Annotated in this window: 22 protein-coding genes, 2 tRNA genes and 1 rRNA gene; 10 read left to right on the forward strand and 15 right to left on the reverse strand. The window is 58.1% G+C overall.

What is annotated here, in order from left to right:
• Nucleotides 1–6: 6 nt before the first annotated feature.
• Nucleotides 7–246 (reverse strand): DUF1161 domain-containing protein, encoded by a 240-nt coding sequence (locus AD669_RS00095; protein WP_008081158.1) that lies wholly within the window; start codon nt 244–246, stop codon nt 7–9.
• A 259-nt stretch (nt 247–505) separates the two neighbouring features.
• Complete coding sequence (locus tag AD669_RS00100; protein ID WP_053116403.1) at nt 506–937, reverse strand: OsmC family protein; 432 nt, start codon at nt 935–937, stop codon at nt 506–508.
• Between the two features lie 243 nt (nt 938–1,180).
• On the opposite strand from AD669_RS00100, the gene AD669_RS00105 reads away from it, so the two are divergent.
• The gene (locus tag AD669_RS00105) at nt 1,181–2,182 is read left to right on the forward strand and encodes an LLM class flavin-dependent oxidoreductase (protein WP_053116404.1); all 1,002 of its coding nucleotides are present in this window, start codon (nt 1,181–1,183) and stop codon (nt 2,180–2,182) included.
• A gap of 157 nt (nt 2,183–2,339) precedes the next feature.
• Here AD669_RS00105 and AD669_RS00110 read toward each other — a convergent pair whose 3' ends face one another.
• Both AD669_RS00110 and AD669_RS00115 read right to left on the reverse strand, forming a co-directional pair.
• Nucleotides 2,340–2,564, reverse strand: a complete 225-nt coding sequence (locus AD669_RS00110; RefSeq protein ID WP_053116405.1) for a DUF1161 domain-containing protein — start codon at nt 2,562–2,564, stop codon at nt 2,340–2,342.
• 128 nt (nt 2,565–2,692) lie between these two features.
• Nucleotides 2,693–2,908 carry a dodecin gene (locus AD669_RS00115; protein WP_053116406.1) on the reverse strand — a complete coding sequence of 72 codons (216 nt, stop codon included), beginning with the start codon at nt 2,906–2,908 and terminating at the stop codon, nt 2,693–2,695.
• Between the two features lie 157 nt (nt 2,909–3,065).
• Between AD669_RS00115 and AD669_RS00120 the strand changes: the two genes are divergently transcribed.
• A complete protein-coding gene (locus AD669_RS00120) occupies nt 3,066–3,392 on the forward strand; it encodes a YqjD family protein (protein ID WP_007911686.1) in 327 nt (108 codons plus the stop codon).
• Here AD669_RS00120 and AD669_RS00125 read toward each other — a convergent pair.
• Nucleotides 3,365–4,282, reverse strand: coding sequence for a LysR family transcriptional regulator (locus tag AD669_RS00125; RefSeq protein ID WP_053116407.1), 918 nt, complete (start codon nt 4,280–4,282; stop codon nt 3,365–3,367). The two genes, AD669_RS00120 and AD669_RS00125, sit on opposite strands and share 28 nt — an antisense overlap.
• Nucleotides 4,283–4,396: 114 nt before the next feature.
• Here AD669_RS00125 and trpB point away from each other — a divergent pair, with 114 nt between their 5' ends.
• The 3 genes from trpB (at nt 4,397) to AD669_RS00140 (ending at nt 7,034) form a co-directional block, all read left to right on the forward strand.
• Nucleotides 4,397–5,644, forward strand: coding sequence for a tryptophan synthase subunit beta (gene trpB, locus AD669_RS00130; RefSeq protein WP_053116408.1), 1,248 nt, complete (start codon nt 4,397–4,399; stop codon nt 5,642–5,644).
• Entirely contained in the window at nt 5,644–6,456 is an 813-nt protein-coding gene (gene trpA, locus AD669_RS00135) for a tryptophan synthase subunit alpha (protein ID WP_053116409.1), read from the forward strand. The genes trpB and trpA overlap by 1 nt, the downstream gene beginning before the upstream one ends.
• Before the next feature lie 122 nt (nt 6,457–6,578).
• Nucleotides 6,579–7,034 (forward strand): anti-virulence regulator CigR family protein, encoded by a 456-nt coding sequence (locus AD669_RS00140; RefSeq protein WP_053116410.1) that lies wholly within the window; start codon nt 6,579–6,581, stop codon nt 7,032–7,034.
• 184 nt (nt 7,035–7,218) lie between these two features.
• Here AD669_RS00140 and AD669_RS00145 read toward each other — a convergent pair whose 3' ends face one another.
• The 10 genes from AD669_RS00145 to AD669_RS00190 form a co-directional block, all read right to left on the reverse strand.
• On the reverse strand, nt 7,219–9,180 hold the full coding sequence (locus AD669_RS00145) for a DUF4105 domain-containing protein (protein ID WP_053116411.1): 1,962 nt from the start codon (nt 9,178–9,180) through the stop codon (nt 7,219–7,221).
• Nucleotides 9,177–9,497: a DUF2388 domain-containing protein gene (locus AD669_RS00150; RefSeq protein WP_007911662.1), complete on the reverse strand. Its 321-nt coding sequence runs from the start codon at nt 9,495–9,497 to the stop codon at nt 9,177–9,179. The genes AD669_RS00145 and AD669_RS00150 overlap by 4 nt, the downstream gene beginning before the upstream one ends.
• Nucleotides 9,498–9,539: 42 nt before the next feature.
• Entirely contained in the window at nt 9,540–9,857 is a 318-nt protein-coding gene (locus tag AD669_RS00155) for a DUF2388 domain-containing protein (protein ID WP_053116412.1), read from the reverse strand.
• 107 nt (nt 9,858–9,964) lie between these two features.
• Nucleotides 9,965–10,282 (reverse strand): DUF2388 domain-containing protein, encoded by a 318-nt coding sequence (locus AD669_RS00160; protein ID WP_008081137.1) that lies wholly within the window; start codon nt 10,280–10,282, stop codon nt 9,965–9,967.
• Between the two features lie 377 nt (nt 10,283–10,659).
• Complete coding sequence (locus tag AD669_RS00165) at nt 10,660–10,875, reverse strand: DUF1127 domain-containing protein (RefSeq protein ID WP_053116413.1); 216 nt, start codon at nt 10,873–10,875, stop codon at nt 10,660–10,662.
• Between the two features lie 321 nt (nt 10,876–11,196).
• Nucleotides 11,197–12,690 (reverse strand): acetyl-CoA hydrolase/transferase family protein, encoded by a 1,494-nt coding sequence (locus AD669_RS00170; RefSeq protein ID WP_053116414.1) that lies wholly within the window; start codon nt 12,688–12,690, stop codon nt 11,197–11,199.
• 214 nt (nt 12,691–12,904) lie between these two features.
• Nucleotides 12,905–14,338, reverse strand: coding sequence for an NAD(P)(+) transhydrogenase (Re/Si-specific) subunit beta (locus tag AD669_RS00175; RefSeq protein WP_053116415.1), 1,434 nt, complete (start codon nt 14,336–14,338; stop codon nt 12,905–12,907).
• Nucleotides 14,338–14,658: an NAD(P) transhydrogenase subunit alpha gene (locus tag AD669_RS00180; protein ID WP_003187417.1), complete on the reverse strand. Its 321-nt coding sequence runs from the start codon at nt 14,656–14,658 to the stop codon at nt 14,338–14,340. The genes AD669_RS00175 and AD669_RS00180 overlap by 1 nt, the downstream gene beginning before the upstream one ends.
• 15 nt (nt 14,659–14,673) lie before the next feature.
• Entirely contained in the window at nt 14,674–15,795 is a 1,122-nt protein-coding gene (locus AD669_RS00185) for a Re/Si-specific NAD(P)(+) transhydrogenase subunit alpha (protein ID WP_053116416.1), read from the reverse strand.
• A gap of 434 nt (nt 15,796–16,229) precedes the next feature.
• Nucleotides 16,230–17,129: a LysR family transcriptional regulator gene (locus AD669_RS00190; RefSeq protein WP_053116417.1), complete on the reverse strand. Its 900-nt coding sequence runs from the start codon at nt 17,127–17,129 to the stop codon at nt 16,230–16,232.
• Between the two features lie 158 nt (nt 17,130–17,287).
• Between AD669_RS00190 and AD669_RS00195 the strand changes: the two genes are divergently transcribed.
• From AD669_RS00195 to AD669_RS28385, 5 genes are all read left to right on the forward strand, one after another.
• Entirely contained in the window at nt 17,288–18,469 is a 1,182-nt protein-coding gene (locus AD669_RS00195) for an acyl-CoA dehydrogenase (protein ID WP_053116418.1), read from the forward strand.
• Between the two features lie 13 nt (nt 18,470–18,482).
• On the forward strand, nt 18,483–19,703 hold the full coding sequence (locus tag AD669_RS00200; RefSeq protein ID WP_053116419.1) for a CaiB/BaiF CoA-transferase family protein: 1,221 nt from the start codon (nt 18,483–18,485) through the stop codon (nt 19,701–19,703).
• Between the two features lie 586 nt (nt 19,704–20,289).
• Nucleotides 20,290–21,826 (forward strand): 16S ribosomal RNA (locus tag AD669_RS00205).
• Between the two features lie 123 nt (nt 21,827–21,949).
• Nucleotides 21,950–22,026: transfer RNA gene (locus tag AD669_RS00210), tRNA-Ile, on the forward strand.
• Between the two features lie 10 nt (nt 22,027–22,036).
• Nucleotides 22,037–22,107, forward strand: a tRNA-Ala gene (locus tag AD669_RS28385).
• Nucleotides 22,108–22,129: the final 22 nt, after the last annotated feature.

Here is a 22,129-nt window from a genome sequence, read left to right on the forward strand (position 1 = left end):
GCGTTATCAGGAGTCGTTCTTCTGATAGATGATCGCTTTGGTGCCGTTCTCACACGAACCCACCACCATGGCGATATCGTGCTTGGCCGCCTCTTCCTTGCTGACAATTTCCAGCGTGTACGAAGGCACGGCTTTGGCCTGGATCTTGATCTCGATTTCTTTTCTCAGTTCTTCGCAGTCTTTCGGTGCCGCAACAACCGAAGTGGCCAATGCACTGCAGAGGATGGCCAAGCCAATACGTTTCATGAGTGAAGCTCCCTGAGGCAGCGCGCACGGGCGTGCGCTGAAGCTGCTGTCACGTATTCGACCATATTTTGCTGAAGCGAGTTCTGACTTTGCGCACAAGATGTACGCACGGTTTCTGATTCGCGGTGATGTTGAGATCGCTATCGCGAGCAGGCTCACTCCTACATTTGATCACCGGCGGACACAATTTCTGTGATCGACCGAAATCCCCTGTAGGAGCGGGCTTGCTCGCGAAAGCGTCAGACCTGCTGACGCAGAATCAGCTGACCAGCGTCGCCTCAAGGCTGATCTGCGCATTCAGTACTTTCGACACCGGGCACCCTTCCTTGGCCTTTTTGCTCAGCTCATCAAACTGCGCTTGGGTCGCCCCAGGGATTTTCGCCTTGAGAATCAGCTTCACCGCAGTGATCGCAAACCCGCCGTCCACCTGATCAAGGGTCACTTCAGCCTGAGTATCGATGCTGTCAGCCGTCAGGCCCGCATCGCCGAGAATCATCGAGAACGCCATGGAGAAACAACCGGCATGTGCAGCGCCGATCAGTTCTTCCGGGTTGGTGCCCTTGCCGCCCTCGAAGCGGGCCTTGAAGCCGTAGGGTGCTTCTCTGAGGACACCGGTTTCGGTGGAGATCGAGCCGATGCCGGTTTTCAGATCGCCTGCCCAATGTGCGGATGCTTTCTTCACGATAGCCATGTCTGCCTCCTCAAGATCTGACGCGGAAACGCCGCGTCGTCGTGGTTTTTGCTTGCAAGGCTTCTGAGGATAGACGTCGGAACAAAGTTCAGCCCGTCTGAATCGTTGACTTTTTTAGTAGGAAATATCTTCGCTGCTATTGAAACTCGGGTATATGCCCTCATTGCATGAAACACGCTTATGGATTCGGCAGGATTTCGTTCGCTAAGAAAAACCTGCCGCCTCACTCGGAGACGCAGGTTTATGAAACAACTGTCCGACGTAAAATTTTCTACTCTCGATCTGGTGCCAGTGCGCGAAAACGGCAGCCCGGCGCAAGCGCTGCGCAATTCGCTGGATCTGGCGCAGCACGTCGAGAAATTCGGCTACACAAGGTTTTGGGTGGCGGAACACCACAACATGGACGGCATCGCCAGCTCGGCGACCTCGGTGCTGCTCGGCTATCTGGCCGGCGGTACGTCGACCATTCGCGTCGGCTCCGGCGGCGTAATGCTGCCCAACCATGCGCCGTTGGTGATCGCCGAGCAGTTCGGCACCCTGGAAAGCCTGTATCCGGGGCGGATTGATCTGGGTCTGGGCCGTGCGCCTGGTTCCGATCAGATGACCGCGCGTGCGCTGCGCCGCGAGCGTTCAGGCAGCTCTGATGATTTCCCCGAAGATGTCGCCGAACTGGTGCGCTTCCTCGGCCCGCGCACCCCCGATCAACGGGTGATCGCGATGCCGGGCACGGGCACCAATGTGCCGATCTGGTTGCTGGGTTCCAGTCTGTTCAGTGCACAACTGGCCGGTGAACGCGGTTTGCCATACGCCTTCGCCTCGCACTTCGCCCCGCGCTTCATGCATGAGGCGATCCGCGTTTATCGCAATCACTTCAAACCGTCGGCAGTGCTCGACAAGCCGTACGTGATGCTCGGTGTGCCATTGGTGGCCGCAGATACCGATGAGCAGGCGGATTATCTGGCGACGTCGGTGTACCAGCGCATTCTGGCGCTGATGCGCGGGCAAAGTCTGGTGCAGCGTCCGCCGGTGAAAACCATGGATGGCCTGTGGTTGCCGCATGAGCGTGAGGCGGTGGGTGATTTCCTTGGGCTGGCGATGGTGGGTGGCCCGCAGAAGATCCGCGCGAAGCTGGAAGTGCTGATTGAGCAGACGCAGGCGGATGAGCTGATTTTTACCAGCGATTTGTATGAGCATGCTGATCGCGTGCATTCGTACGAACTGCTGGCGCAAGTCATGAAAGGATAACGTGCGGCCCCCTGTAGGAGCTGTCGAGTGAAACGAGGCTGCGATCTTTTGATCTAGGTTTTTAGAGCAAGATCAAAAGATCGCAGCGTGCCGCAGCTCCTACATGGGACACAAAAAAGCCGACGCATTCACGTCGGCTTTTGTATTTCACACGCAATCAACCGCGCTTGTAGACGATTTCCTTGGTACCACCTTCGCAGGTGCCAACAACTTTAGCGCCAGCATCTGCGCCCTTGTCGACAATCTCCAGCGAATACCCGGAAGCACCTTTGGCATCAATCTTCGCCGCGATCTCGCTTTTCAGCTCTTCACATGGCTTACCGGCAGCAAACGCACCACCCGCAAGGCTCAACAAACCTACCGCCAACATAAACTTCTTCATCGGTCGCACTCCCTGGTCGGATTGAAAGAGGCGGGCATCGGGTCATCCACCCGATGCGCTCACCCTATAGCGCTTTGCCATTCCTATGGCACTCGGCCAGCGCGCAAGTTCAGAAGACTAGACCAAACTCAGCTGCTGGCAATCTTGAAGCCGACTTTCAGCGTCACCTGAAAGTGCGCAGCCTTACCGTTTTCGATATGACCACGGGTTTCGGTGACTTCAAACCATTCCAGGTTGCGAATGGTCTTGTTGGCTTCGGCAATTGCGTTGTTGATGGCTTCTTCGATGCTGGTGGTCGACGAACCGACCAGCTCGACTTTCTTGTACGTGTGATGGTCACTCATAACGAACTCCTTGGCGTGTGGGATTGAGACTAGCAGTGAATCTGCACTGTTGATTTCGGCGGCGCTGAGCAGGCGAAGTTCAGATTTTCTGCACTTTCTCGAACCACCGAAGTCCCAACCAACACACGCCACTCATCACCAATGCAGGAGAGCCACCATGGCCAACACCTCTTTACGTAAAGCCTCGTTGCAAAGCATGGAAGCCGAGATCGAGAGTCTGCTCAAGTCGTTGGAAAGCCTGAAGGACGACGCTTCGGACGAGTCGCGCAAGACCCTCAAGGCGCTGAAAAGCAATGCCGAAAGCGCGCTGAAACACTCGCGTCACCTGCTCAGCGATGCCTATGAAGAAGTCAAAGTGAAAACCCGCGAAACCGGGATCGCCACCCGCGATTACGCGCAGGAACATCCGTGGACGACTGCCGGTGTCGCAGTCGGTGCAATCGGTCTGCTGGCCGCTTACTTGCTGTTCAAGCGCGGCGAGTGATCGCTCTGGCGCAGCTCGTTCTTGAGCCATTGCGCCAGTTGCCGAGCGCGTCCGTCTGCGGCGCGCTTGGGTAGCCACAACGCCAGTTGCGCCGGGGTTTCACTGAAGCCCCACGGCGCAACCAGGCGACCGGCCTTCAAATCTTCCGTCACCAGCGGCTCCGGCGCGATGGCCACGCCGAGACCAGCGACGGCTGCCTCCAGCAAATAATACAAATGCTCAAAACCTTGCCCGAGCTTCAGCGCTTTTGCGTCGAGGTCGCTTTGCTGTGCCCAGCTTGGCCACGCTTGCGGGCGCGAGGTGGTGTGCAGCAGCGGTTCATTGAGCAGTGCCGAGGCTGGCGCGGCTTGCAGGCGCTGATAGCCGCTGAACAGGGGGCTCATCACCGGGCCGATGCGTTCTGCGGCCAATTCGTAAACCTGCATATCTGCTGGCCACGGCGGTTCGGCGAACAGCAGCAAAGCATCCAGACCCGGACGTCGTGGATCGAGATCGCCTTCACCCGCCGACAGATGCAGGCGCAAATCCGGCAGATCAGCATTCAATCGCCCCAAGCGCGGAATAAACCATCGCGCCAGCAAACTCCCAGAACAGCCGAGCACAAACGGCGCATCGGCGGTGCTCTGGGTTAATTCGGCGCAAACACTGCGCAGCCGATCAAAAGCTTCGCCACTGGCATCACGCAAACGCATGCCGGCATCTGTGAGTTTCAAGCCGCGACCATCCTTGACGAAAAGGCTGACGCCGAGGTGCTCCTCCAGCACTTTGAGCTGCCGACTGACCGCGCCATGGGTGACGTGCAATTGCTCGGCAGCCTGACTGACGCTGTTCAGACGGGCGGTCGCTTCGAACGCGCGCAGGGCGTTCAGCGGGGGAAGGTCGTGGCTCATGGTATCTGTGAGTTTTCCTGACAGGTTGTGGCGATCTTATCGGTTTTCAGCGTAGTAGGTCAGGGGTAGAGTGGTCGTCATTGTCTTATCACCCGAATTCACCTGGAGCGACTCATGACCCAGACTTCGAACACCTCTGATCTGCGTAATGGCCCGGACGATAACGGCCTGTTCGGCTCGTTCGGTGGCCGCTACGTGGCGGAAACCTTGATGCCGTTGATCCTCGATCTGGCCCGCGAATACGAAGCGGCCAAGGAAGATTCGGCATTCAAAGAAGAACTGGCCTACTTCCAGCGTGACTACGTCGGACGTCCGAGCCCGCTGTATTTCGCTGAACGCCTGACCGAGTTCTGCGGTGGCGCGAAGATTTATCTCAAGCGCGAAGAGCTGAATCACACCGGCGCGCACAAGATCAACAACTGCATCGGCCAGATTCTGCTGGCGCGGCGCATGGGCAAGAAACGCATCATCGCTGAGACCGGCGCTGGCATGCACGGCGTGGCCACGGCCACCGTCGCCGCCCGTTTCGGTCTGGATTGCGTGATCTACATGGGCACCACTGACATCGAACGTCAGCAGGCCAACGTCTTCCGCATGAAATTGCTGGGCGCTGAAGTGATTCCGGTTGTTGCCGGCACTGGCACCCTGAAAGACGCGATGAACGAAGCCTTGCGTGACTGGGTGACCAACGTCGACAACACCTTCTACCTGATCGGCACCGTGGCCGGCCCGCATCCTTATCCAGCGATGGTTCGCGACTTCCAGGCCGTCATCGGCAAGGAAACCCGCGATCAGTTGCAAGCCCAGGAAGGTCGTCTGCCGGACAGCCTGGTGGCGTGCATCGGTGGCGGTTCCAACGCGATGGGCCTGTTCCACCCGTTCCTCGATGACAAGAGCGTTGAGATCATCGGTGTTGAAGCTGCGGGTTACGGCATTGAAACCGGCAAGCACGCGGCGAGCCTGAATGGCGGCGTTCCGGGTGTGTTGCACGGCAACCGTACTTTCCTGCTGCAGGACGACGATGGCCAAATCATCGACGCCCACTCGATTTCCGCCGGTCTCGACTACCCGGGTATCGGCCCGGAACACGCGTGGTTGCATGACATCGGTCGCGTTCAGTACACCTCGGTGACCGACGACGAAGCGCTGGATGCGTTCCACAAATGCTGCCGCCTGGAAGGGATTATTCCTGCACTGGAAAGCGCCCACGCCTTGGCCGAAGTGTTCAAACGCGCACCGAAGCTGCCGAAGGATCACCTGATGGTGGTCAACCTTTCGGGCCGTGGCGACAAAGACATGCAGACCGTCATGCATCACATGGAAAACTCTCAACAAGAGCCATCCAAGCAGGAGAAACACTGATGAGCCGCCTGCAAACCCGTTTTGCCGACCTCAAAGAACAGAACCGTGCCGCGCTGGTGACCTTCGTCACCGCCGGTGATCCGGACTACGACACTTCGCTGGCGATCCTCAAAGGTTTGCCGGGTGCCGGCGCCGACGTGATCGAGCTGGGCATGCCGTTCACCGACCCGATGGCCGATGGCCCGGCGATCCAGTTGGCGAACATCCGTGCCTTGGGCGCCAAACAGAACCTGCTGAAAACCCTGCAAATGGTTAGCGAGTTCCGCGAGGGCAATAGCGACACGCCGCTGGTGCTGATGGGCTATTTCAACCCGATCCATATGTACGGCGTTGACCGCTTCATCGCTGATGCGAAAGAGGCCGGTGTCGATGGCCTGATCGTGGTCGATATGCCGCCTGAGCACAACGCAGAACTCTGCGACCCGGCGCAGGCTGCCGGTCTGGACTTCATCCGTCTGACCACGCCGACCACTGACGATGCGCGTCTGCCGCGAGTGCTCAATGGCAGTTCCGGTTTCGTTTACTACGTGTCGGTCGCCGGTGTGACCGGTGCTGGCGCTGCAACGCTGGAACACGTCGAAGAGGCGGTAACCCGTCTGCGTCGTCACACCGATCTGCCAATCAGCATCGGTTTCGGCATCCGCACGCCGGAGCAAGCGGCTGCCATCGCGCGTCTGGCTGACGGTGTGGTGGTGGGTTCGGCATTGATTGATCACATCGCCAACGCGACCACTCCTGCACAAGCCATCGACGGTGTGTTGGGTCTGTGCTCGGCGCTGTCCGAAGGCGTGCGTAAGGCCCGCGTCAGCTGAAGGTAAAGTTCCTGATACAGAGGAATTAGCACCTCAAAGCGCAGACTAATCCAGCAAGACCGAGGGCTTCAGAACATCGTTCTGCAGCCCTTTTTGCTGTATGTGCCGTGAGGAAAGACCCGATGAAAATGCCGAAACGTCTGATAGCCGGACTGGGCGTACTGATGATCAGCGCAACGCCGCTGCTGGCCAGCGCCGATCAGCGCGACGATCACGACCACGGCGGCCCGTCGCAGGGCCATTACGACAACCATGGTGATGATCATCGCGACGATCACCGTGGCCCGCAGAACGATCACCGTGGCGGCCCGCCACCGCACGACTTTGGCCCGGTGCGCCAGACCATTCGTGACAATCATGGCTACTTTGTACGCGGTGCACCGCCGCCTCCGGGGATTCATCTGGAGCGTGGCCGGCCGCTGCCGCACGGCTATTACGGCGAGCGTCTGGACAGTCGCGCGTTGGGTCGCTTGCCGGTGTATCCGGGCTACGAATGGCGCCGGACTGGCGGCGATATCGTGCTGATCGCGGTGGGCACCGGGATCGTTTACGAAATCCTCGATGGCGTGCTGTATTGACCATCTGATCTAACTGGCAGGCCATCAACTGTGGTGAGGGGATTTATCCCCGACGGGTTGCGAAGCAGCCCCAAATCCGGCAAATGCGGTTTTTCAGTCAAACTGTGTTCGCTGGGATTGCGACTGCTTCGCAGCCGATCGGGGATAAATCCCCTCGCCACAAGGTATGCACTCAGCATCAGGTTCAGGGCAGCTCCAGTCCACCCGATGCCTTGTGCAATTTGCGCAAATGCGCGCCAATCTGCTTCACATTCTCCTCACTCGCGGCAATCTCGGCCGCGCGCTTCGGCTCCAGCAACTTGCGCACTTCCGCATCCAGATCACCCGACAGCACCAGCAACTTCTTCTGCCGCTGGCTGCTTTCATCCTCCAGTCGCTTGAACTCGCTCGGTTGCGGCAGTCCGTAACCCCGGCTATCGAGCAATTCTGCCGGACGGCTGAGGAAGCCGCTGTTAGCGAGGATTTCCTGCAACGTCGCGTTGGCCTTGTCCATACCGCCATTTTCAAGCTCGCGCGCGCCGAGGTAGCGCTGCTTGACCTCATCCTGAGCCAACAACAACTGACGTCGATAACTCGCCTGTTCCAGCAACAACAACGCGGCGCTGGTGCGCAGATCCGCACGCTCGAACCACTCGCGGCGTTCTTCGGCGGTGAGCGACAGCCATTCTTCAACGGTGGTCTGTTTGATCGGCAACTGTTTCTTCAACACATCAAACATCGCCTGATAGCGATCGCGGAACGAGTCGAAACGATAACCCAGACGCAGCGCTTCTTTCGGATCATCGAGGACGCTGGTATCCGCCAGGCCACGGCCCTTCATCACTTCCAGCAAGCCGTTGGGCATGATGCTGTCGAGTCCAACGAACCGGCTGTTATCACTGCCGCTGCGCAACAGTTTCAAACCTTCCACCGCGCAGTTGTTGGAGAGGAAGAAGTAGTTGCCGTCGTAGCTCCAATGCATCTCGGCAGCGTGTTCGACCACGCCTTCGATCTCTTCCCGTGTCAGGTTGATCGGCACGGAGGCGAGGCTGCGTAATTCGGTCTTGGTGTATTCGTCGATCACCTGTGCGAGCGGCAGCACAAACAGTCGCGAAGGGTATTTGCCGACCAGTCCGTCCCAACTCGATAGCTGCACATCGCCGACAAAGGCGCGGTACGACAACACCAGATGCTGATCGAGATCGAGTCGGCAATCCGGGCCACGCGGACGGCCCGGCGCGCAGATTACCAGGCGCAACATGCTGTGGCCCCAGCGGCTGACCCAGTTCTGATTGGCCTCTGCGAGCAAGTAATCAACCGCGTAAACCCGCTCCGGATCGACGTGCCCCAGTGGCTGTTTGGCGAAGTCGTTACCGGCGTTCAAAAACGCGAAGGTCTTGCTGCAAGTGTCTTTGGCCGGTGGCGCCCAGCCGAAATGTTGCTGGTAATAGCGGTACAGCGCGGGGCGGCGGCAGGCGTAGCTCGGGTCGAGGAGGAAGTACTCCATGTTGACCGCGACGAACTCTTTCGGGCTGGAAATCTCGTACAGATCGGGGCTGCGGGCGATCTGCCGATTGTGCTGCTCACGCTCACCGCGACGGCCGACGTATTGCTGCCAACCGGCGAGGTCGAGCAAGCGCGGATCATCGCTGAGGGTAAAGCGACGGCCGTTCTGGCCACGGCACTCGTCGGGAATGCCGATCAATCCGGCGCTGTTGAAGCGGCGGGTGCAACGCTGGATCAGCGTGCGCTCGGCGTCCGGCCACAAGCGGGCGCGGTCATAAATGTGGGTAATTTCGTGCAGCACCGTGGCGAGCAATTCCTGGCGCACAGTGCCGTGGGGGCGATTGGTTTTCTCTTTCGCGGCGCTGCCATCGGTGAGGCCGGCGAGCAGTTTGCGGTTCAGATCGAGTTCGGCAACCAGCGTCGCCTGGCCGTAGGCATTGGAAGGCATGTCGTCGGTCCAGCCGACATCGATGCGCCGATCCAGCCGCTCGATAAAGCTCGGCGGCAGTTTTTGCATCGCCTCATCGATCAGCGCCTGGCTGGCCTGTTGTTGGGCGGGGCTCAGACCGTCGGTCTTGAGCCGCAATTGCAGGCCGGCGTGGGCGCTGTTGCCAAGTAGCAACAACGCGCCGGCCAGCAGCCAGGCGCCGAGTGATTTCACAGTGCGAGGATGGCTTCGGCGAGTACCTGATCACTGGCGTCGCGGGCTTCCGGGACGCGCGTGCGCAAAGTGTTGAGGGCGGCTTCAAGGTGCGCGCCACGGATATCACCGTTGGTGGCGACGAAACTGGCGGCGTCATCGTGCGCTTCGCGGATGATTTTCGAGTCGCGAATCGAGGTGGTGGTGTCGGAGGTGAAATCGATGGTGCGCTGGGAGGCACGAACGATGATGTTACTGGTGGCTACCAGGGTGTGCGCCTGGGCCACGTCGGCCAACAAAAACAGGCCAAGGGCGGCAGCAATCAGCGGGCTACGCATGGAACGACTCCGGAGGGACAGGTTAACTAAGGGCTGGGTTAACTATTGGACGAGAATTGCTTCTGCCAGTTCAAGGTCAGAGACATGAAGTTTCGGCCGTTTTTTACGCAGGTAATTCAGCGCGGATTCCAGCTGCGCCCCGCGCAATTGGCCGTCACTGGCCACGAACGCTGCCGCGTCATCGTGAGCGGCGAACAGCAGTTTACGGTCGAAAGGCGCGGAAGACACCATGCTGGTGGCGTAACCACTGACGACAATGCCTTGGGTTGACGCATTGAAAGCATCATAGGCATCGACCGACGTCGCCCAACAGGCGCTCAGCAATACGGAAGGGATCAGCAGATTTGGAAGAAAACGCATCGGACTCGGTAACTGTTAGCGAGCCGCAAGGCTAGCGCAATGCCCGGGCCAGAGCCAGTCTCGAAACATCGGGACACGGCTGGCGTGTCCCGCAATGCTCGAATCGCTTAGATCGTCAGGATGGCCTGAGCCAGCTCTGCATCGGTCGCGTTCAGTTGTGGAGCCTGGTGGCGGATGTGATCCAGCGCGCTTTCCAGTTTCACGCCACGGATATCGCCTTGGGTGGCGACGAAGCTGGCCGCGTCATCACGGGCAGCGAGGACGATTTTGTCGTCACGGAACGACGAGGTCACATCGGAAGTGGCGTCGGACGAAGATTTCAGCGCACCGACGACGGCGTCAGTGGTAACGATGAAACTGGTGGCGCTGGCGTTGGCAGCAACGGCCAGAAGGGCAGCAGCGCTGAGCAGGCGAAGACGGGACATGATGTAACTCCTGTGAATAAACCGTATTGAGAGGTGGCTCGGTATCTGAGGAGTCAGACGCCTGTTGCGCATCATTCGCCACGTTCTGTGTGGATATTAGGCGCAGATGCGTTCGCCAAACCAGCATCCAGACGAAAAACCTGTAGGAGCTGCCGAAGGCTGCGATCTTTTGCTTTGGATTTTCAAGATCAAAAAGATCGCAGCCTTCGGCAGCTCCTACAATTGTACTGGTTTGAATTCAACGTATCTGAACTGTACTGGTTTGGGTTTTTCAGGGGCTGAAACGACAAAACCCGTCGTGGTTTCCCACGACGGGTTTTGCTTGTGCAATTCGGGTTGCTGGCGGTGGGTCTAACGACCAGAGCCAGCGACGCTGTTTAGCGCCAGAACGGCTTGCTCAGCTCTTCGTAGCGTTGAGCTTCGCTGATACCGGCGTCTGCCAGCAAACGCGAATCCAGACGGGCCAATTGGTGGCGGCTGGAGATGCGGCGCTGCCACAACATCAGGTTAGCGAGAACGCGCAGAGGCATGGAAGCCTGGTTTTTTGCAGCTTTGTCTTCGAAGAACAGTTCGGAACTGAGTGTACGTTCCATGGTTGACATCCTTCCGCTTGTGGCGGGATCAGGTAGTGGTTTGACTGGTGCCCATGATCCTCTCGTTTGCCTAGTCTCTCTAGATACAGTTCAACTGTATTGTGAGTGACCAGTTAACTGTTTATAGGCGGTGTACGGGTCGAAATAGAGCAAACTGTACCTGTCCGCACTTAAGTAGTGCGTTTTTGCTCAATTCATCAGGAAAGGTAGGCAAATGCTGTAGGAAATGACCAGTACAGCAGTACAGTTTTTGTCAGGCCGGGGGCTTGCGAGAGTCCGCTGACACAAACTGTGTTTGCATCAGCGGTTTATCTGTGTGAATTACACAGCGAGCATGCGTCCGGTTTCTTCCAGATTCATATGCCAGCTCAACGCTTCACGCAGGATGTGCGGGGTGTGGCCACCGATTGCACAGGCCGCCGTGAAGTAATCGTTGAGCGCCTGGCGGAAGTACGGGTGCACACAGTTATCGATGATGACCCGCGCACGCTCCCGTGGCGCCAGACCGCGCAAGTCAGCCAGACCCACTTCGGTCACCAGAATGTCGACGTCATGCTCGGTGTGGTCAACGTGGCTGACCATGGGCACCACGCTGGAAATCGCGCCGCCCTTGGCGATCGATTTAGTTACGAACACCGCCAGATGCGCGTTGCGCGCGAAATCACCCGAGCCACCGATACCGTTCATCATCCGCGTACCGCAGACGTGGGTGGAATTGACGTTGCCGTAGATATCGAACTCCAGCGCCGTGTTGATGCCGATGATGCCTAGGCGGCGCACCACTTCCGGGTGGTTGGAGATCTCCTGCGGACGCAGCACCAGTTTGTCTTTGTACTTCTCGAGATTGCCGAACACGTCGCTGTTGCGGCGCTCCGACAAGGTGATCGAGCTGCCCGAAGCAAAGCTCAGCTTGCCGGCGTCGATCAGGTCGAAGGTCGAATCCTGCAACACTTCGGAGTACATGGTCAGGTCTTCGAACGGTGAATCGATCAGGCCACACATCACCGCGTTGGCAATGTTGCCGATCCCGGCCTGCAACGGGCCGAGCTTGTTGGTCATGCGCCCGGCGTCGACTTCCTGTTTGAAGAAGGTGATCAGATGCTCGGCGATGGCGTTGGTATCGACGTCCGGCGTTGACACGGTGGACGGCGAATCCGACTGTTGGGTGATGACGATGGCGACAATCTTCTCCGGCGGAATCGGAATCGCCGTGCTGCCGATGCGGTCGTCGACTTTTACCAGCGGGATCGGCGTGCGCGTCGGGCGGTAAGTCGGGATATAGATGTCGTGCAGGCCTTCGAGGTTGGCGTTGTGCGCCAGGTTGATCTCGACGATCACCTGTTTGGCGAAAATCGCGAAGCTCGCCGAGTTGCCCACCGAAGTGGTCGGCACGATGTGGCCCTGTTCGGTGATGGCCACGGCTTCGATGACCGCGATGTCCGGCAGCTTCAGTTGCTGGTTGCGCAGTTGCTCAACGGTTTCCGACAGATGCTGATCGATGAACATCACCTGGCCGGCGTTGATCGCCTTGCGCAAAGTGCTGTCGACCTGGAACGGCATGCGCCGCGACAGCACGCCGGCTTCGGTCAGTTGCTTGTCGAGGTCGTTGCCCAGGCTGGCACCGGTCATCAGGCTGATCTTCAGCGGCGTGACCTTGGCGCGCTCGGCCAATGCGTGAGGAACGGCTTTGGCTTCGCCGGCACGGGTGAAACCGCTCATGCCGACGGTCATGCCGTCCTCAATCAGAGCGGCTGCGTCGGCGGCGCTCATCACTTTGTCCAACAACGAAGGCAGGCGAATACGGTCACGGTACATGGATTATTATCTCGGGAAGCGAGTAGCAGGATGCGCAGTCTAGTGAATTTGACGGGCGCCTGTCCCGCTACCAAGGTCGCAAACGAGGCGTCTATTCAGCGGGTTTCAAGTAAAACACCGTTACTGGATCTGCAACAACGCGGCAAATTGTCCGACTGTTTGCGCAAACAAAAACGCCCCGACAAGTCGGGGCGTTCGGTGTTGCAGCGGGGAATTATTCGACCGCTTTAACCATGTCTTCAATGACTTTCTTCGCGTCGCCGAAAACCATCATGGTCTTGTCCAAATAGAACAGCTCGTTGTCCAGACCGGCATAGCCGCTGGCCATCGAGCGCTTGTTGACGATGATGGTCTTGGCCTTGAACGCTTCGAGAATCGGCATGCCGGCAATCGGCGACTTCGGATCGTTCTTTGCCGCCGGGTTGACCACGTCGTTCGCGCCGAGCACCAACACCACGTCGGCCTGGCCGAACTCGGAGTTGATGTCTTCCATCTCGAACACCTGATCGTAAGGCACTTCGGCCTCGGCGAGCAGAACGTTCATGTGCCCCGGCATACGGCCGGCAACCGGGTGGATCGCGTACTTCACGGTCACGCCACGGTGGGTCAGCTTCTCGGTCAGCTCTTTCAGCGCATGTTGTGCACGCGCTACTGCCAAGCCATAACCCGGCACGATGATCACGGTGTCGGCGTTGGTCAGCAGGAAAGTCGCGTCGTCAGCCGAACCGGATTTTACCGGACGGGCTTCTTTCGCACCGGCAGGGCCTGCATCGGCTGTGTTGCCGAAACCGCCGAGCAGTACATTAAAGAAGGAACGGTTCATCGCCTTGCACATGATGTACGAGAGGATCGCACCGCTCGAACCCACCAGCGAGCCGGCAATGATCAGCATCGAGTTGTTCAGCGAGAAGCCGATACCTGCCGCCGCCCAGCCCGAGTAGCTGTTGAGCATCGACACCACGACCGGCATGTCTGCACCGCCAATCGGGATGATGATCAGCACGCCCATCACGAACGCCAGCGCCAGCATCAGCGCGAACGCGGTGAGGTTGCCGGTGAACATGAAGGTCAGGCCGAGCGCCAGTGTCGCCAGGCCCAGTACCGCATTCAACTTGTGCTGACCGGTGAACTGTACCGGTGCGCCCTGGAACAGGCGGAACTTGTACTTGCCCGACAACTTGCCGAAGGCAATCACCGAACCGGAGAAAGTAATCGCACCGATGGCAGCGCCGAGGAACAACTCCAGACGATTGCCCGTCGGGATCGAGTCGCCCAGCTGTTTAACGATGCCCAGCGATTGCGGCTCAACCACCGCAGCGATGGCGATGAAGACTGCCGCGAGGCCGATCATGCTGTGCATGAAAGCGACCAGTTCCGGCATCTTGGTCATTTCAACGCGCTTGGCCATGATCGAACCGGCGGTGCCGCCGACCAGCAGGCCAACGATGACGTAACCGATACCGGCGGTTGCCAGTTCAGCACCGAGCTTATAGATGAGGCCAACGGTAGTCAGAATGGCCAACGCCATGCCGAGCATGCCGAACAGGTTGCCGCGTCGCGAGGTGGTCGGGTGCGACAGGCCTTTGAGGGCCTGGATAAAGCAGATCGACGCGATCAGGTAGAGCGTCGTGACGAGATTCATGCTCATTACTTCGGCGCCTCTTCTTTTACTTTCGGGGCTTTCTTCTTGAACATCTCAAGCATGCGGCGGGTGACCAGGAAGCCACCAAACACGTTGACCGCCGCCAGTGCCACGGCGAGGGTGCCCATGGTTTTGCCCAGCGGCGTGACGGTCAGTGCGGCCGCCAGCATGGCGCCGACGATCACGATCGCCGAGATCGCGTTGGTCACCGCCATCAACGGCGTGTGCAGCGCAGGTGTAACGTTCCAGACCACGTGGTAACCGACATAAATCGCCAGCACGAAGATGATCAGGTTGTAGATACCGGGGGAGATAAGCTCTTCCATCGTCTGAATCCCTGCTTAGGCGTTTTTGCGGATGACTTGGCCGTCGCGGCACATCAGGCACGCGGCGACGATGTCGTCTTCGAGGTTGACGTCGAACTGGCCTTCTTTGGTGAAGACCAGCTTGAGGAAGTCCAGCAGGTTGCGTGCGTACAGTGCCGAAGCGTCTGCAGCGACTTCGCCGGCCAGATTGGTCGGGCCGCAAATGGTCACGCCATTCTCGACCACGACCTGATCAGCCACGGTCAGCGGGCAGTTGCCACCCTGAGCCGCCGCGAGGTCGATGACCACCGAACCCGGTTTCATCTGCGCCACGGTGTCCGCGCTCAACAGCGTCGGTGCCTTGCGGCCCGGAATCAGCGCGGTGGTGATGACGATGTCAGCCTGCTTGGCGCGCTCGTGCACGGCCTGGGCCTGACGCTGCATCCAGCTCGCCGGCATTGGTCGCGCGTAACCGCCGACACCGACGGCGCATTCGCGCTCTTCATCGGTCTCGTACGGCACGTCGACGAACTTCGCGCCGAGGGATTCGATCTGCTCTTTTACCGCCGGACGTACGTCAGACGCTTCGATCACCGCACCCAGACGTTTCGCCGTGGCGATCGCCTGCAACCCGGCCACACCGGCGCCAAGAATCAGCACGCGCGCCGCTTTCACGGTGCCCGCAGCGGTCATCAGCATCGGCATGAAGCGCGGATAGTGGTGAGCGGCCAGCAACACAGCCTTGTAGCCGGCAATGTTCGCCTGCGACGACAACACATCGAGACTCTGCGCGCGCGAGGTGCGCGGCGCCGCTTCGAGGGCGAACGCGGTAATGCCGCACTCGGCCATCTTCGCGATGGTTTCGTTGTTGAACGGGTTGAGCATGCCGACCAACACCGTACCGCGCTTGATCAGCGTCAGTTCGGCATCGCTTGGCGCGACCACTTTGAGAATCAGCTCGGCGCCAAACGCGTCATTGGCACTGCCAATGGTTGCGCCTACCGCTTCATAGGCACTGTCGACCACACTGGCTTTAACGCCGGCGCCGGTTTGCACAGTGACCTTATGACCTTGGCTGATCAGCTTTTTAATGGTTTCCGGGGTTGCAGCAACCCGTGTTTCACCGGTCTGGGTTTCGAGAGGAACACCAATGTGCACGTCAAATCTCCTGCGTGATCTTATTGAGTAAACCCATGCACTACGGATGGTGCGACTGGGGCGGCCGATCAGCACGATCCCGCCAAATCAGGGCGGGGCGCGGCATTTTGCAGGCGAACTTTATGCCCTTCAAGGGATTATGACGGGTGACGGAAAATTAACTACAAGTCATGCCGTGACCGAATGTCGCACATGCACGGTCGAATCCCTTACAGGCCGTGCCCTGCAAGGATTCTGGCGCAATATGGAAAAATTTCTCATCGGTGACGTGAATAGGCCGCAATGCGTCGTGAATGGAGGCTCAAAGCCACGTCCGCAGGCGCTTGTAGGACGTCTGTACGACTTTCGGATACAGTCTGTGCATATGCGACAAATAGTTATATCTGTAGGGCTTTGGTTTTTCTGACTACGAGGTCAGCAAATGCTGAAAGCCTTTAGCCTTCAAGGCTGTAGCTCTGTGCCTGATTTACCAGCCAGTCACGAAAAGCCTTCAGAGACGCCGATTCGACCTTTCGTTCGGGAATCATCAAGTAATAGGCTTTGATGCTGGAGAGTGCCTGCGGGTTGGCAATTACCAGGCGTTTCTCCGCCAATTCCCGCTGAATCAGAAACGGTGGAATCAGCGCAATCCCCATGTCGTGCATGGCCGCTTGGGCGAGCATGGAGAATAGCTCGTAGCGCGGACCTGTCATGTCGCGGGGGATATTCATGTGTTGCGAGTTGAACCACTGACGCCAGGCATAAGGGCGAGTGGTTTGTTGCAGCAGCGGCAGATCGGCAATTTCATCGGCTGTCAGAAGCGTCTTGTTGCCGAGTAGGGCGGGGCTGCACACCGGCATCGGATTTTCACCTATCAGTCTGTGGGATTCGGTACCCGACCAATCGGCGTCGCCGAAGTAGATCGCCGCATCGAACTCAGTGTCGGCAAACAGGAAGGGCCGGGTGCGGTTGGTCAGGTTGACCGTGACTTCCGGGTGCTTGAGCTGGAAATCCTTCAGGCGAGGCAGCAACCATTGCGTGCCGAACGTCGGCACCACCGCCAGTTCGATCACATTGGTGCCTTGCTGGCCCATCACTGAGAGGGTGTCGCGCTCCACTGCATCCAGTTGTGTGGCGACTCGACGGCTGTAGGAAAGTCCCGCCTCGGTCAGCTTCACTCCACGCCGCGAGCGTCGGAACAGTTCCACACTGAGGAACTCCTCGAGGCTGGCGATCTGTCGGCAAATCGCACCCTGGGTGAGGGAAAGTTCTTCGGCGGCGCGGGTAAAGCTTTCGTGACGTGCGGCGGCTTCGAAGCTGATCAGGGCGGTGGTGCTGGGGATCTTCCTGCGCATGTACGTCAACCTCACTAATGCGCCGCATAAAAGGCATTTCGCGACGTTTCGGAGTGAGAAATTAGCACAACAGAATGCGAAATCCTCGTTTGCCGCGACGGCGAACCGCGCCTAGGATCAATGCCACGTTAATTCACCCGATTTACGAGGACACACTCATGGGCGGTAAAGCTAGCTTCAACTGGATCGATCCCCTGCTGCTGGATCAACAGCTCACCGAAGAAGAGCGCATGATCCGCGACACCGCCGAGCAGTTCGCTCAGCAGAAGCTCGCGCCGCGTGTTCTTGAAGCTTTCCGTCATGAGAAGACTGATCCGGCGATCTTCCGCGAAATGGGCGAAGTCGGCCTGTTGGGCGCGACCATCCCTGAGCAGTACGGTGGCAGCGGCCTCAACTACGTCAGCTACGGCCTGATTGCTCGCGAAGTGGAGCGGGTCGACTCTGGCTATCGCTCGATGATGAGCGTGCAGTCCTCGCTGGTGATGGTGCCGATCAACGAATTCGGCACCGAAGCCCAGAAACAGAAATACCTGCCGAAACTGGCGTCCGGCGAATGGATCGGCTGCTTCGGCCTGACCGAGCCGAACCACGGTTCCGACCCGGGCGCGATGATCACCCGTGCACGCAAAGTCGACGGCGGCTACAGCCTCAGCGGCGCGAAGATGTGGATCACTAACAGTCCGATCGCCGATGTGTTCGTGGTCTGGGGTAAGGACGATGCCGGCGACATTCGTGGCTTCGTCCTGGAGAAGGGCTGGAAAGGTCTGAGCGCTCCGGCGATTCACGGCAAGGTCGGCCTGCGTGCGTCGATCACCGGTGAGATCGTCATGGACAACGTGTTCGTGCCGGAAGAGAACATCTTCCCGGACGTGCGCGGTCTGAAAGGCCCGTTCACCTGCCTTAACTCTGCGCGCTATGGCATTTCCTGGGGCGCACTGGGCGCTGCCGAGTTCTGTTGGCACACCGCCCGCCAGTACACGCTGGATCGCCAACAGTTCGGTCGCCCATTGGCCGCTACTCAGTTGATCCAGAAGAAGCTGGCCGACATGCAAACCGAGATCACGTTGGCCCTGCAAGGCTGCCTGCGCCTGGGTCGCATGAAGGACGAAGGTACCGCTGCGGTCGAAATCACTTCGATCATGAAGCGCAACTCCTGCGGCAAGTCGCTGGACATCGCCCGTATGGCGCGCGACATGCTCGGCGGCAACGGTATCTCCGACGAATTCGGCGTGGCGCGTCACCTGGTCAACCTGGAAGTGGTGAATACCTATGAAGGCACTCACGACGTTCACGCGCTGATTCTCGGCCGTGCGCAAACCGGTCTGCAGGCGTTCTATTAATAGGAGAGCGACCATGGGCGCGCTGTCGCATCTGCGGGTACTGGATTTATCGCGAGTGTTGGCCGGGCCGTGGGCCGGGCAGATCCTCGCCGACCTTGGCGCCGAAGTGATCAAGGTTGAGCGTCCGGGTAATGGTGACGACACGCGCGCCTGGGGGCCGCCCTTCCTTAAAGACGCTTATGGCGAGAACACCTCGGAAGCGGCTTATTACCTGTCGGCCAACCGCAACAAGCAATCGGTGACCATCGACTTCACGCGTCCTGAGGGGCAGAAGCTGGTGCGCGAGCTGGCGGCGAAGTCGGACATCCTTATCGAGAATTTCAAGGTCGGTGGTCTGGCGGCGTATGGGCTGGACTATGAATCGCTGAAGGCGATCAATCCGAACCTAATTTATTGCTCGATCACCGGGTTCGGGCAGACCGGGCCGTATGCCAAGCGCGCTGGCTATGACTTCATGATTCAGGGGCTGGGCGGGCTGATGAGCCTGACCGGTCGTCCCGAGGGTGATGAGGGTGCCGGGCCGGTAAAGGTCGGTGTGGCGTTGACGGATATTCTTACCGGTCTGTATTCGACGGTGGCGATTCTTGCGGCGTTGGCTCATCGCGATCACGACGGGGGCGGCCAACACATCGATATGGCGTTGCTGGATGTGCAGGTTGCGTGTCTGGCTAACCAGGCGATGAATTATCTGACCACGGGCAATGCGCCTAAGCGTCTGGGTAATGCGCATCCGAACATCGTGCCTTATCAGGACTTTCCTACGGCCGACGGCGATTTCATTCTTACCGTGGGTAACGACGGGCAGTTCCGCAAGTTTGCCGAAGTGGCGGGGCAGCCACAGTGGGCTGACGATCCGCGCTTCGCTACTAATAAGCTACGGGTGGCGAACCGGGCGGTGTTGATTCCGTTGATTCGCCAGGCGACGGTGTTCAAGACGACTGCCGAGTGGGTTGCCGAGTTGGAGCAGGCGGGCGTGCCTTGTGGGCCGATCAATGATCTGTCGCAGGTGTTCGAGGATCCGCAGGTGAAGGCGCGTGGTCTGGCGATAGAGCTGCCGCACGCATTGGCGGGAATGGTGCCGCAAGTGGCCAGCCCTATCCGCATGTCGCAGACACCGGTTGAATATCGGCGCGCCCCTCCTTTATTGGGTGAGCATACGCTGGAGGTTCTTCAAGGTGTGCTGGGCTTGGGCGCGGGTGCGGTGGCTGAGTTGAAGGCGGCTGGGGTGCTCTAAAGATCCCTTCTATATAGAAGGGATCGCGTTTCCTTCCTTTATATAGGTGCATTTGGTCGTTATTTAGCCAATCTGCAAGTTATTGAAAGAAAAGCGAAATTAACGGTTGACGGCAAATTCCAGACGTCTATAATTCGCCCCACTTCCGGCGCAGTCGAAACGGAAAACTCCTTGAGATTCAATGAGTTATGTAGGTTTCGGCAGCAAGTGCTTCAGTTCATCGAAGCCAAAAGGAAGTTGAAAAAGAGGTGTTGACAGCAGCGTGTAACGCTGTAGAATTCGCCTCCCGCTGACGAGAGATCTGAAGCGCAAGTGGTTGAAGTTGTTGAAGAATTCTTCGAAAACTTCTGAAAATAATCGCTTGACAGCAAATGAGGCTGCTGTAGAATGCGCGCCTCGGTTGAGACGAAAGATCTTAACCAACCGCTCTTTAACAACTGAATCAAGCAATTCGTGTGGGTGCTTGTGGAGTCAGACTGATAGTCAACAAGATTATCAGCATCACAAGTTACTCCGCGAGAAATCAAAGATGTAACCAACGATTGCTGAGCCAAGTTTAGGGTTTCTTAAAAACCCAAAGATGTTTGAACTGAAGAGTTTGATCATGGCTCAGATTGAACGCTGGCGGCAGGCCTAACACATGCAAGTCGAGCGGATGAGAGGAGCTTGCTCCTTAATTCAGCGGCGGACGGGTGAGTAATGCCTAGGAATCTGCCTGGTAGTGGGGGACAACGTTTCGAAAGGAACGCTAATACCGCATACGTCCTACGGGAGAAAGCAGGGGACCTTCGGGCCTTGCGCTATCAGATGAGCCTAGGTCGGATTAGCTAGTTGGTGAGGTAATGGCTCACCAAGGCGACGATCCGTAACTGGTCTGAGAGGATGATCAGTCACACTGGAACTGAGACACGGTCCAGACTCCTACGGGAGGCAGCAGTGGGGAATATTGGACAATGGGCGAAAGCCTGATCCAGCCATGCCGCGTGTGTGAAGAAGGTCTTCGGATTGTAAAGCACTTTAAGTTGGGAGGAAGGGCAGTAAATTAATACTTTGCTGTTTTGACGTTACCGACAGAATAAGCACCGGCTAACTCTGTGCCAGCAGCCGCGGTAATACAGAGGGTGCAAGCGTTAATCGGAATTACTGGGCGTAAAGCGCGCGTAGGTGGTTCGTTAAGTTGGATGTGAAATCCCCGGGCTCAACCTGGGAACTGCATTCAAAACTGTCGAGCTAGAGTATGGTAGAGGGTGGTGGAATTTCCTGTGTAGCGGTGAAATGCGTAGATATAGGAAGGAACACCAGTGGCGAAGGCGACCACCTGGACTGATACTGACACTGAGGTGCGAAAGCGTGGGGAGCAAACAGGATTAGATACCCTGGTAGTCCACGCCGTAAACGATGTCAACTAGCCGTTGGGAGCCTTGAGCTCTTAGTGGCGCAGCTAACGCATTAAGTTGACCGCCTGGGGAGTACGGCCGCAAGGTTAAAACTCAAATGAATTGACGGGGGCCCGCACAAGCGGTGGAGCATGTGGTTTAATTCGAAGCAACGCGAAGAACCTTACCAGGCCTTGACATCCAATGAACTTTCCAGAGATGGATTGGTGCCTTCGGGAACATTGAGACAGGTGCTGCATGGCTGTCGTCAGCTCGTGTCGTGAGATGTTGGGTTAAGTCCCGTAACGAGCGCAACCCTTGTCCTTAGTTACCAGCACGTCATGGTGGGCACTCTAAGGAGACTGCCGGTGACAAACCGGAGGAAGGTGGGGATGACGTCAAGTCATCATGGCCCTTACGGCCTGGGCTACACACGTGCTACAATGGTCGGTACAAAGGGTTGCCAAGCCGCGAGGTGGAGCTAATCCCATAAAACCGATCGTAGTCCGGATCGCAGTCTGCAACTCGACTGCGTGAAGTCGGAATCGCTAGTAATCGTGAATCAGAATGTCACGGTGAATACGTTCCCGGGCCTTGTACACACCGCCCGTCACACCATGGGAGTGGGTTGCACCAGAAGTAGCTAGTCTAACCTTCGGGAGGACGGTTACCACGGTGTGATTCATGACTGGGGTGAAGTCGTAACAAGGTAGCCGTAGGGGAACCTGCGGCTGGATCACCTCCTTAATCGACGACATCAGCTGCTCCATGAGCTCCCACACGAATTGCTTGATTCATTGAAGAAGACGATAGAAGCAGCTTTAAGCTCCAAGCTGATAGCTCCAAGCTAACAGTTACGCGCTCGAAATTGGGTCTGTAGCTCAGTTGGTTAGAGCGCACCCCTGATAAGGGTGAGGTCGGCAGTTCGAATCTGCCCAGACCCACCAATTTTGTTATGGGGCCATAGCTCAGCTGGGAGAGCGCCTGCCTTGCACGCAGGAATTCCCCAAGACGATCCCATGTCCCCCCCCCATATAACTGCTTCTGAAA

It is taken from the genome of Pseudomonas sp. P1.31 (assembly GCF_001269815.1).
Lineage (GTDB): Bacteria > Pseudomonadota > Gammaproteobacteria > Pseudomonadales > Pseudomonadaceae > Aquipseudomonas > Aquipseudomonas rustica.